Genomic DNA, 227 nt, shown 5'->3' with positions numbered 1-227 from the left:
GTGCGGATGAAACTGCCAACGGTTTAGTTGAAGTAACTTTAGAGAATGGTGCAAAACTTGAATCGAAAACGGTCATCTTGTCTACAGGTGCTCGTTGGAGAGAAATGAATGTACCCGGTGAGCAAGAATACAAAAGCCGTGGTGTTGCGTACTGCCCACACTGTGATGGTCCATTGTTCAAAGGGAAACGTGTGGCTGTGATCGGTGGTGGTAACTCTGGTGTTGAA

The 227-nt window shown here is 46.7% G+C and carries 1 protein-coding gene; it reads left to right on the top strand.

What is annotated here, in order from left to right; genetic code table 11:
• A partial coding sequence (locus AC1M9C_RS15025) for an FAD-dependent oxidoreductase (RefSeq protein WP_481953987.1) occupies positions 1 to 227 on the top strand: 227 nt, incomplete at both ends.

The organism is Acinetobacter sp. 24-47-39, from assembly GCF_056783825.1.
This window is presented reverse-complemented; position numbering and strand designations above follow the sequence as displayed.